13 protein-coding genes are annotated in these 10,611 nt (G+C 62.8%); 10 read left to right on the top strand and 3 right to left on the bottom strand.

Annotation, left to right across the window (positions count from 1 at the left end; translation table 11 throughout):
• The first annotated feature begins 384 nt into the window (after nucleotides 1-384).
• The 8 genes from LDO54_RS09955 to LDO54_RS09920 all read left to right on the top strand — a co-directional run bounded on the left by LDO54_RS09955 (nucleotide 385) and on the right by LDO54_RS09920 (nucleotide 5,501).
• Nucleotides 385-1,596, top strand: coding sequence for a sugar transporter (locus LDO54_RS09955; RefSeq protein WP_224009696.1), 1,212 nt, complete (start codon nucleotides 385-387; stop codon nucleotides 1,594-1,596).
• 131 nt (nucleotides 1,597-1,727) lie between these two features.
• Nucleotides 1,728-2,054 (top strand): hypothetical protein, encoded by a 327-nt coding sequence (locus LDO54_RS09950; protein ID WP_224009694.1) that lies wholly within the window; start codon nucleotides 1,728-1,730, stop codon nucleotides 2,052-2,054.
• Nucleotides 2,055-2,217: 163 nt separating this feature from the next.
• A complete protein-coding gene (locus tag LDO54_RS09945) occupies nucleotides 2,218-3,087 on the top strand; it encodes an alpha/beta hydrolase (protein ID WP_224009692.1) in 870 nt (289 codons plus the stop codon).
• A 320-nt stretch (nucleotides 3,088-3,407) separates the two neighbouring features.
• Nucleotides 3,408-3,689 (top strand): hypothetical protein, encoded by a 282-nt coding sequence (locus LDO54_RS09940; protein WP_356789437.1) that lies wholly within the window; start codon nucleotides 3,408-3,410, stop codon nucleotides 3,687-3,689.
• Between the two features lie 108 nt (nucleotides 3,690-3,797).
• The gene (locus LDO54_RS09935) at nucleotides 3,798-4,412 is read left to right on the top strand and encodes a type 1 glutamine amidotransferase domain-containing protein (RefSeq protein ID WP_224009687.1); all 615 of its coding nucleotides are present in this window, start codon (nucleotides 3,798-3,800) and stop codon (nucleotides 4,410-4,412) included.
• Nucleotides 4,409-4,681, top strand: coding sequence for a DUF1488 domain-containing protein (locus LDO54_RS09930; protein ID WP_224009685.1), 273 nt, complete (start codon nucleotides 4,409-4,411; stop codon nucleotides 4,679-4,681). The genes LDO54_RS09935 and LDO54_RS09930 overlap by 4 nt, the downstream gene beginning before the upstream one ends.
• A gap of 19 nt (nucleotides 4,682-4,700) precedes the next feature.
• On the top strand, nucleotides 4,701-5,288 hold the full coding sequence (locus LDO54_RS09925) for a hypothetical protein (RefSeq protein ID WP_224009683.1): 588 nt from the start codon (nucleotides 4,701-4,703) through the stop codon (nucleotides 5,286-5,288).
• A 51-nt stretch (nucleotides 5,289-5,339) separates the two neighbouring features.
• Nucleotides 5,340-5,501, top strand: a complete 162-nt coding sequence (locus LDO54_RS09920; protein ID WP_224009681.1) for a DUF1328 family protein — start codon at nucleotides 5,340-5,342, stop codon at nucleotides 5,499-5,501.
• A gap of 165 nt (nucleotides 5,502-5,666) precedes the next feature.
• Here LDO54_RS09920 and LDO54_RS09915 read toward each other — a convergent pair whose 3' ends face one another.
• Nucleotides 5,667-6,461 (bottom strand): SDR family NAD(P)-dependent oxidoreductase, encoded by a 795-nt coding sequence (locus tag LDO54_RS09915; protein WP_224009679.1) that lies wholly within the window; start codon nucleotides 6,459-6,461, stop codon nucleotides 5,667-5,669.
• Between the two features lie 187 nt (nucleotides 6,462-6,648).
• Between LDO54_RS09915 and LDO54_RS09910 the strand changes: the two genes are divergently transcribed.
• Nucleotides 6,649-7,866 (top strand): YbfB/YjiJ family MFS transporter, encoded by a 1,218-nt coding sequence (locus tag LDO54_RS09910; protein ID WP_224009677.1) that lies wholly within the window; start codon nucleotides 6,649-6,651, stop codon nucleotides 7,864-7,866.
• A gap of 248 nt (nucleotides 7,867-8,114) precedes the next feature.
• Nucleotides 8,115-9,320 (top strand): NAD(P)/FAD-dependent oxidoreductase, encoded by a 1,206-nt coding sequence (locus LDO54_RS09905; protein WP_224009675.1) that lies wholly within the window; start codon nucleotides 8,115-8,117, stop codon nucleotides 9,318-9,320.
• An 84-nt stretch (nucleotides 9,321-9,404) separates the two neighbouring features.
• On the opposite strand, the gene LDO54_RS09900 is transcribed toward LDO54_RS09905, so the two are convergent.
• Nucleotides 9,405-9,926: an RrF2 family transcriptional regulator gene (locus tag LDO54_RS09900; protein WP_224009673.1), complete on the bottom strand. Its 522-nt coding sequence runs from the start codon at nucleotides 9,924-9,926 to the stop codon at nucleotides 9,405-9,407.
• Between the two features lie 59 nt (nucleotides 9,927-9,985).
• Nucleotides 9,986-10,588, bottom strand: coding sequence for a TetR/AcrR family transcriptional regulator (locus LDO54_RS09895; protein WP_224009671.1), 603 nt, complete (start codon nucleotides 10,586-10,588; stop codon nucleotides 9,986-9,988).
• Nucleotides 10,589-10,611: the final 23 nt, after the last annotated feature.

Genomic DNA, 10,611 nt, shown 5'->3' with positions numbered 1-10,611 from the left:
CGAGCGCGCCGCCCAGCGCATTGTTCATGTCGCCGGCCATTGCCGGAATCGAAGCCGTGGCAGCCAGCGCTGCGATCGCCATCATCGGGAAGAATTTCTTCATGAGTGAACTCATTGGTTTTAATCCGGCGCTGAGTATAACTTCCAATCTGAAAGGCTCCTGTAACGACGGCAAGGTTTGGGGGTAAGAGGTGTAACAAAATGATCGCAAACACCCGTGATTCCGCGAGAGCCCCTTACGCAAACTGAAATAAACGGCAGACGTTATTGGGGCGTTATGGTCCGGTAAATTTGCCCGCATGAACCCTTTTTGCGCGTTGCAACAGGCTTGCACGTGCTTTACGTGATAATTGCCGCTGTTTTGCTTTTTGCCCCTGATTGAATATGTCGACGCCTGAACGGAGCACATCCGGTTACGCCTGGTGGGGCGTGCTGGTATTGGCGCTGTCCGCATTTATTTTCAACACGACCGAATTCTTCCCGGTGGCGCTGCTCAGCGCGATTGGCGACAGCCTGCAAATGAAGGCGACCGACGTCGGCCTCATGCTGACGATCTACGCGTGGACTGTCGCGGTGGCGTCGCTGCCGCTGATGCTGCTGACGCGCAATATCGAGCGCCGCAAGTTATTGACCGGCGTATTCGGTTTGTTTATCGCCAGCCACATTTTGACCGGCGTGGCATGGAGTTTCCCTGTGCTGGTTGTCGGCCGGATCGGTATTGCGTGTGCGCATGCGATTTTCTGGTCGATATCGGTGTCGCTGGTCGTGCGGCTCGCGCCGCCCGGCCAGAAAAGCCGCGCGCTTGGCATGCTCGGCATGGGCACGTCGATCGCCATGGTGGCGGGCATTCCGCTTGGCCGTGTGATCGGCGAAACGCTGGGCTGGCGCGAAACGTTTCTGGCGATCGCGGCGGCCGCCGGCGTCACGCTGCTGATGCTGCGTTTCGCGTTGCCGAAGCTCGAGAGCCATCAGACCGGGTCGTTCAAAAGCCTGCCCGTGCTGTTTAAAAAGCCGATGCTGGTATCGCTTTATCTGATTACCGTGCTCGTCGTATGCGCGCACTTCACGTCGTATACGTATATCGAGCCGTTTATTCACCACGTTGGCCAGGAAAGCAACGGCCGCATTACGTATTTGCTGATTCTGTTCGGCGCGGCCGGCATTCCCGCCGCCATTGGTTTCAATCGCCTGTTTCCGCAACGTCCCGAACAGTTCCTGCGCTCGGCCGTCTTTGCGATTTGCGTGTGTCTGCTCGTGCTGTTTCCGTGTGCGCTCAATATCGTGACGCTGTCCGTGCATACGGCGATCTGGGGCGGCGCGGTCGTGTGTTTCGGCCTGGCCATGCAGGCGTGGGTGCTGCGGCTCGCGCCCGATGCCGCCGATCTCGCGGTCTCGATCTATTCGGGTTTGTATAACGTGGGCATCGGCGCGGGCGCGCTGCTCGGCAATCATATTGCCAACGACTTCGGCATTGCGTGGCTCGGCACTTTCGGCGGCGTGGCGGGCGGACTCGGCGCGGCGATCTGTGCGCTGGCGTTGCGCCTGTATGGCAGCCATCATCCGCCTATCGACATGGACGCGCACGCGCCGCATTAGCCTCATTAAAAGGGTGCCATGCACCCTTTTTCACCCGCTTCAATCGCTCCGCCAGGACCTTCCAGAACGATTCATGCGTGTGCTAACCTGTATATATATACAGTACTCGGCGCAGGACTTCACACGCAATCATGGGACGAAATCATCGTCATTTCCCTCCGCTCACGGCAGCGGAGCTGGCCGATATTTACGACCAGCATCCGCTGCCCGTGGTCTTGCGGCTGCTTTGGGAGATTCATCGATTGCGCTCGACCATTAGCCGCGCGAATCAGGTCCGCATGATGATCGGTACGCGCGTCGGCACCGCCAATACGCCTGCGGGCATCTGGGAGCGCTTCGAGCAGGAACTCGACGCCGAGCCTTGCCTGAACGATCCGCTCACGCCGCGCCAGAAGGGGCTGCTGCACGAGGGCGAGCCGCAAGGGCGGCTACGGCGCAGGCGGCGCAATGGCGATTGAATAAGCGACTGAATGGGCGATCAGGTTCGCCGTGCCCAATTAGTGGACGAATGGGGCCGTGAATGTCGCCGTAGGGTTCGCCGAAATTTGGTTGTAAGTGCCAGTTGCTAGAGTCGTCGCTGATGTCGTGCCCCTCGTGGCTATCTGACAAGAGCGACCACTCATGAATAAAGCCCGCGCGTTCCGGCCCCTGCGTGTGTTCTGGCTGTTTCTGATTGTGTTTTTTAGCGCACCCGTTTGGGCGTTCCAGACGAAAATCGTCTCGATCCCGAGCGTCGCCATGCATCGCGCGTTCGACGCCACCGTGGTCCTGCCCGGCGATTACGGGCGCGGCAGCGGCACCACGCGCTATCCGGTGGTGTATGTGCTGCACGGTTCCGGCGGTAATTACGCGGACTGGACCTCGAATACGCAGATCGGCAAACTCGCGGACCGTTATCACGTGATTCTCGTGATGCCCGATGGCGGTCACGAAAGCTGGTATATCGACAGTCCGTTCGATCAGGCGAGCCAATACGAAACCTATATCGGCACCGAAGTCGTTTCGTGGATCGACACGCACTTCCGCACGATCGCCACGCGGCAGGCGCGCGCAATCACCGGCTTGAGCATGGGCGGATTCGGGGCGCTGCGTATCGCGCTCGACCGGCAGGAAACGTTTGGCGCCGCGGGCAGCATCAGCGGCGCGGTCGATCCGCGCAATTGCGAGGACGAACCGGGCATCGACCGCGTGTTCGGCAATCCCGCGCGTCATGCGGACTTCTGGACCCGCAACGCCATCGTCGAGGACGCAAGCAATTTCGAGCACGCGCATATCGCGCTCACGATCGATTGCGGCGTGAGCGACTTCTTCGTGCAATCGAATCGCACGCTGCACGAAAAGCTCATTGCATTGGGCGTGCCTCACGATTATGCGGAGCGGCCCGGCGGCCATACGTGGTCATACTGGTCGAATTCGATTCGTTACCAGGTGTTGTTCTTCTCCACCACGTTTCAGCAAAACGGCTGGCATCGGCCTGCGCATCTGGCTTGAAACGCGGTATTTAACGCATCCCTGACTTATCTGTTTGAACGGGCCCGCGAAGACGGGCCCGTTTCTATTTCGGCCCGCGCTTTTCTTCCTCGTTGATTAGCTCCGCCATGTTTATCCGGCTTCGTGCGGCACATCGCTTGCGCTCACGAAGGTGTTCGCGCGGCGCGCCTCGCGATGCACGTACACACCGGCAGGCGACGCGCCGCATATCGGCAAACGAATCGTTTTCAGGGAGAACGACGATGAGCAGACCGACGATCAAGGCAGTGACATGGGTTCTCGCAATGGCGCTTTCCGGCGCGGCATACGCAGCAGGCGGGATGGGAGGATCCGGCGGCGTGGGCGCGGGCGGCGGCACCGCGCAGGGCGCGGCAGGCATGGCGCCGAATAACGGCATAGGCGCGAATGGAAACGGCAGTACCGGCACGAACGGCGATACCAGCGGTTACGGCGCGCCGGGCAGCACGGGCGTAGGCGGCGGCATGGGCACCGGCACGGGCTCGACGCCGAACAAGTCGCCTTCGACCGCGCCGGGCTGGAACAACAACGGCGGCAACTCGCAATCGATGCCGCAAACCACGTCGCCGAACACGACGCAATGATTCGCGTGACGTGTCCTGCGTGGCGCCCTTTAACCTCGGGCATCCGGCTTGCTCAACTATTCGATGATGTGAGCCGATGCCTCAACGAGACAGTCGAAGGAGTGCGTGATGACGTGTGAACTGGAACATTGCAAGGTAGCGATTCTCGCCGTGGACGGTTTCGAGGAAGTCGAACTCACCGGGCCGCAACAGGCACTGATCGAAGCCGGCGCGCACGTCGACGTGATATCGAGCGAACCCGGCGAAATTCAGGGATTTCGGCATGTCGACAAGGGCGCGCGCGTGAAGGTCGATCGCACGTTCGCGCAGGCGAAGCCCGACGATTACGACGCGGTGGTGCTGCCCGGGGGCGTGATCAACGGCGACGCGATTCGTCTGATCCCCGAGGCGCAGGCGTTCGTGAAGTCGGCGAATGCCGCGCACAAACCCATCGCCGCGATCTGCCATGGCGGCTGGTTGCCGGTGTCGGCGGGCATCGTGAAAGGGCGCACCATGACGAGTTGGCCTTCGCTGCAAGACGATATTCGCAACGCGGGCGGCACATGGGTCGATCAGCGCGTGGTGCGCGACGGCAATTTCGTCACGAGCCGCAAGCCTGACGATTTGCCGGCCTTCAACGCGGAATTGATCGCTTGCCTGACGGCTGCGCCAAAAAGCGGGCACGCGCCGCGTCAGTCGTCCACGGCGCATCGCTGGCCAAAATCGATAAGGATTCCGATATGAACATCCACTACCGGAATGACGCGCCTGAATTCGACGGTGCGAATCTGTTGATGCATTTCGTCGCCGAAGTGGACGGCGAACCTGTCGATTGCGCTATCAGCGCCGAAGCGCTCGAAGACCACTTTGGCGCGGAATCGGCGCTAGAAGGTCCGCTGCAGGAAGCGTTCGTGCGCGGTCGCGCACAGATTCGCAGCGTCTGTACCGAGGCCATCGAACAGACGGGCGGCGGCGTGGTGCTGCATAGCGGCCACTTTCGCATTCAAGGTTGATCGAGCAAGGAGAACGGCTATGTCTCTGATCGTTGCGAGCCGCTTCACGACGTTCAACGACGCCGAAGCGGCCATCGGCCAGCTTCACACGAACGGATTCATCGACGACGACGTGTCGCTCTTTTACGTGAATCCGGGCGGCCAGCACGCTCGCTTTCCCGTGGGCGGCGACCGCTTCGTCGATCCCCAGTCACGCTGGGCCTCGCTTGGCGCAGGAGCGGGAGCCGGCGTGGGCGCGCTTGCAGGCGTGGTCATCGCCATCGTGCTGTCGCTCCTCTTTTTACGTTCGTTGCTCGTGCTGGCGGTGGCGGCCGGCGTGGGCGCCTATGTGGGCACGCTCGCGGGCGCGCTGATGGAAACGCGCGGCGGCGGTCATGGCAAGGCGCCCGATATCGCTCACGACCCGGACGGCACGCCGCACGGCCGCGAATCGGGCGTGCTCGTGGCCGTGCATGTGAGTCCCGACACGCAGCGTCAGGCCGCCGAGGTATTGGGCGCAGCGGGCGGCGTGGAAGTGGAGCGAGCACACGGCCGCTGGCAACAAGGTAAATGGGCGGACTTCGATCCGACCAAAACCGTCGAGCCCGTGCAATCCGTGCCGCGCTAGGCACGCCTCGCGATTCATGTCGAATTCTTTTTTCGAAGACCGGAGGACGTCATGCTTCAATACGCAGTCATTTTCTTCATTATCGCGATCATTGCCGCCGTCTTCGGCTTTGGCGGCATTGCAGCGGGCGCGGCATCCATTGCCAAAATTCTGTTCTTTATCTTTATCGTGATCTTTCTCGTCACGTTGCTGGTTGGCGTTGTGCGGCGCTGAGGGTGCATTGAGTGTGTGTCGACATCACGCTTTGCACGCGCGTGAAAATGAAACGGCCCGCGGAATTCGCGGGCCGTTTCTTTATGTGTCACACCTTGCGCAGCGTGGCGATCGCGAGTTCTATATCCCCACGTCACGGTATTTGCTAAGGATATCGAATCAGTATCAAGCGATGGTATCGACCACGCCGCCGTCGACGCGCAGCGCAGCGCCCGTGGTGGCCGAAGCCTGCGTCGAACACGCATAGACAACCATGTTCGCCACTTCTTCCACGCTCGCGGCGCGGCGGATGATCGACGAGGCGCGATGTTGCTGCACGAAAGCCGCCGCGACTTCCTCGACCGTCTTGCCGGTCTTTGCGACTTCGTCCCGAAGCATCGCTTCCACGCCGTCCGAAAGCGTCGGTCCAGGCAGCACTGAATTCACCGTCACGCCTGTGCCAGCGAGGCGCTTGGCCAGCCCGCGCGCCACGGCGAGTTGCGCGGTCTTGGTCATGCCGTAGTGAACCATGTCGGCGGGAATATTGAGTCCCGATTCCGACGAGATGAACACGATGCGCCCCCAGCCCTGCTTGACCATCGCGCCCGCATACGCGCGCGAGAGCCGCACGCCCGACATCACATTGGTTTCAAAAAAGCGCTGCCATTCGCTATCGGGAATCTCGAAGAAATCTTCCTGCTGAAACACGCCGAGATTGTTGACGAGGATATCGACTTTTGGATGCGCTTTCACGAGCGCCTCGCAGCCCTGCGTATTCGACAGATCGCCGACGAAACCCTGCACTTGCGCGCCCGGCACAGCGGCGCGCACGGCCGCTTCGGCATCGCTGACGTTGGCGGCGTGGCGGCTGCTCACGATCACGGTCGCGCCGGTTTCGGCGAGACCTTTGGCGATGGCGAGGCCGATTCCGGCCGCCGAGCCGGTCACGAGCGCGAGTTTTCCAGACAAATCGATTTTCATCGTGGCTCCTTGCATCAATCGGGGGAGAAGGGGTGCGGGACAGGCGAGCGTCAAGAACGGCAACGAGCAGTGTACTGCGCACGCTGTCCGGCTGCGCTCGGGGCTTGCATTTTATTTCGATCGATATAGAATCCGTGATTACTGTATCGAGTGATATAAAACAGCCTCTTCGAGAAGGAAAGCAAACATGTCAGCCCAGCCATCCACTCTTCGTGCACGCGTGCCCGAGCGGCTCGACGCTTCGGCCTTGTTCGCGACGCTCGCGGGCCTGTGCGGCAGTTTCGTCGCCATCGGTCTTGCGCGTTTCGCCTACACGCCGTTGATTCCGGCGCTGATTCAGGCGCACTGGTTCACCGCTTCGCAAGCCGTCACGCTCGGCGCGGCGAACTTCGCGGGTTATCTGCTGGGCGCGCTGCTCGGGCGGCCCATCGCCCATGCGCTCACGAACCGGCACGCGCTGCGCGTGCTCATGGCGACCGCCACGCTCGCGTTTTTTGCGTGTGCGTTTCCGCTGTCCGTGACGTGGTTCTTCGTGTGGCGGCTCGCGTCCGGCGTGGCGGGCGGCGCGATCATGGTGCTGGTCGCCACGTCGATTCTTCCGCACGTGCCGCCCGCACGACGCGGCTTCGTGAGCGGAATGATTTTTCTCGGGCTGGGGCTTGGCATCGCGGCGTCGGGAACGGTCATTCCCGCGCTGCTGCATGACGGTTTGCGCGCCGCGTGGATTGGCCTCGGCGCGCTCGCCTTGCTGCTGACGGCGATTAGCTGGTTCGGCTGGCCGGCCAGCGATGCGCCCGTTGCTGCCGCGCCCGCGCAAACTGCGGGTCACGCTGTAGCGGCACAAACGCCGCTGCGCGTGCTGTACGCGCAATACGCCGCCAATGCGTTGGGGCTCGTGCCCGCGATGATCCTGCTCGTCGATTATGTGGCGCGCGGACTCGGACGCGGCGCGTCGACCGGCGCGCATGTCTGGGTGCTCTACGGCATGGCGGCGATCGCGGGGCCGATTCTCTGCGGGCAACTCGCCGATCGGATCGGTTTCAAACTCGCCTGGCGTTTTGCGTTGTTGATTCAGGCCGTTGCGGTGGCGCTGCTGGCGCTGTCGAATCACACGGCGGCGGTGCTCATCGCCACGCTGATCCTCGGGGCATTGACGCCGGGCGTCGTGCCGCTCGCGCTGGGCCGCATTCATGAACTCGTGCCGCACGATCATCTCGAACAGCGTGCCGCGTGGAGCCGCGCGACTACCGCATTCGCATTGTTTCAGGCGCTGGGCGGCTACGGTTATTCGTTTCTGTTTTCGCACACGCATGAAAACTACGCGTTGATTTTCGCGTGCGGCGCCGTTGCGCTCTCGCTGGCGTTTGTCGCGGATCTGGCGACGAGCCGGCTGTCGAAACAATGAGGCGCTAATCGCGATTGCGATCGCGATACACAAGACGAGCACGATCGCCCGCATGCTTCCGGCATGCGGGCGCTTTTATTTTCAGCGCTCGAAATCGAAGCGCAATTGATCGGACGAATGCCCGGCGTTTGTTTTCGCTCAGTGGAGTCAACAGTGTGTTTCGTTAACATGCATTGTCGCGTTAAACTACGACTCATAGAATCCGAGTTACACGTTGCGACGGTGCAACGATCCACAGGAGCAGCAGCATGTCCAGACGCATTTTGATTATCGGGGCCGGTTTCGCCGGCATGTGGAGCGCGCTGAGCGCGGCGCGTTTGCTCGACGAGGCAGGCCGTGCGGACGTCGAAGTCGCGTTGATCGCGCCGGAGCCGCATCTGCACGTGCGTCCGCGCCTGTACGAAGAAGGGCCGGAGAACATGAAGGCGCCGCTCACGGACATCTTCCGCGAAGCCGGCGTGAAGTTCGTGCAGGGCAGCGTGGCGCGCATCGACGTGGCGCGTCGCGAAGTAGAGGGCGTGGATGCGGATCAGCGCGCGTTCACGATGTCGTATGACCGCCTCGTGCTGGCGACGGGCAGCAAGCTGTTCCGCCCGGCCATCGCGGGCCTCGCGGAGCATGCGTTCAGCGTCGATCAGATCGACGAAGCGGCGGAGCTCGAAGCCCATATCCGCGATCTCGCGCAACTGCCCGATACGCCCGCGCGCAATACCGTCGTGGTGGCGGGCGGCGGTTTCACCGGCATCGAAACGGCCGCGGAAATGCCCGCGCGTTTGCGCGCCGCGCTCGGCAGCAGCGCGCAAGTGCGTGTGATCGTCGTCGAACGTAACGAGGCGCTCGGTCCCGATCTCGGTCCGGGCCCGCGGCCCGTCATCGAGCAGGCGCTCGGCGAACTCGGCGTGCAGTGGAAACTGGGTCAGGGCGTGACGGCCGTCGACGCACACGGCGTCACGTTGGCCGATGGCGAGCACATCGCCGCGAATACGGTCATCTGGACCGCCGGCGTGCGTGCGAGCGCGCTGACCGAGCAGATTCCCGCGCGCCGCGATACAGCGGGCCGTCTCTATGTCGATCGCCACCTTGCGGTCGAGGGCGTGCCGGGCGTGTACGCGACGGGCGACGTCGCGAGCGCGGCCACCGACGACGAAGGCAATCGCACGCTCATGTCGTGTCAGCACGCGATGAATCTCGGCCGCTCGGCAGGGCACAACGCCGCCGCCGATCTGCTGGGCCTCGACGCGCTGCCGTATAGCCAGCCGAAATACGTGACCTGTCTCGATCTCGGCCCGTGGGGCGCGGTCTATACCGAGGGCTGGGAGCGCGAGGTGAAGATGAGCGGCCAGGAAGCGAAGGCGCTCAAGCACCGTATCAACACCGAGTGGATTTATCCGCCGCGCGCCGAGCGTGAGGAGGTGTTCGCCTCGGCAGATCCGCGCCGGATCGTGGTGGCCTGATCGCCCCCATCCCCAAACGCAGTCAATGAAAAAGGCCCTTGAAAAAGGGCCTTTTCTTCGTGGTCGATAAAAATATCGGAAAGCTTACGCGCGATCGCTGCGCCGATTCGCGGCGCGGTCGGCAAACCACTCGACCACTTGATGCCCGTGGCTCGCGGGCGCCTTCGAATGGGCGCGCGCGGCGAGGTCGGCGAGCGTGTGCTTTTCGAGTTCCTCGCGCATGCTGCGCTCGGCGGCCTGCATCACGGCGTGGATCGAGCAGGTGCCGCGCGTGGCCCAGGCGGGCGCTTCATCATCGAAGACCGCGCATTGCGCGCGAATCTCGCGGCAGTCGAACAGGCGTTTGTCGCCGTCGATGGCGTCGACCACGTCTTGCACGGTGATGTGTTCGGGCGCACGCGCGAGCGCGAAGCCGCCGCGTACGCCTTCGGTGGCCGAAACGATGCCCGCTTTCGAGAGGCGCGTGAACAGCTTGGCCGCGTAATCGACCGACACGCCCTGCATCTCGGCGAGATCGCGCACGCTCGCTTCGCGCACGCCCGAAGGCTTCGCGAGATAGAGCAGACAATGCAAACCGTATTCGACCCCGGTGCTGATGAAAGACATGACGATACCGCGACTGATTGAATCGGAGTTAGAAGATTAACACAGGCGGACGCCGCGCGTCAGCCCGCCTGGCCCGGCAGCAATCCGAGCAGCATGAGCGCGGGCGCGACGGCGTTCACGAGCCAGTCGCGCTCCGGTTGAATGCGCGCGATCACGCGCAGGCCCAGCAATACGGCGAGCAGATGCTGCGCCGCTTCCTGTGCGCCGACTGTTTTGGCGATTTCGCCGCTGGCTTGACCGGCCTGCACGCAGCGCAGGAAAAAGTCGCGAATCTGCACGATTTCGGCGGCGAGCGCGGCGCGCAAGGCCTCGTCGTCGGGCGTGGCTTCGAGAACCGAATTCACCATCAGGCAGCCACGTTTGGCGGGATCGTCGAGCGAGCGCTGCACGGTCTCCGCGAAAAATCCGGTGATGGCGGTACCCGGCGTGCCGGCGGCTTCGTGGCGCGCGATGCGCTCGCGCAGCGACTGCTCCAGATAGTGATCGAGCACGCGCAGAAACAGCGCGCGCTTGTCGCCGAACGCGTTGTACAAGCTCGGCTGGGTGAGCCCGGTGGCCTTGACCAGATCGCGCGTGGAGGTGGCTTCGTAGCCGCGCGCCCAGAAAGCGTCGCAGGCGGCGTCCAGCACGTGGGTTTCGTCGAATTCGCGAGGGCGGCCCATTGATGGCTCCGTGGCAAGGGAAG

Origin of the sequence: Paraburkholderia tropica, assembly GCF_914484835.1 — a bacterium.
In the GTDB taxonomy this organism is placed as follows: Bacteria; Pseudomonadota; Gammaproteobacteria; order Burkholderiales; family Burkholderiaceae; genus Paraburkholderia; species Paraburkholderia tropica_A.
The sequence above is the reverse complement of the archived record's forward strand: the minus strand, read 5'-3'. Positions and strand labels throughout refer to the sequence as shown.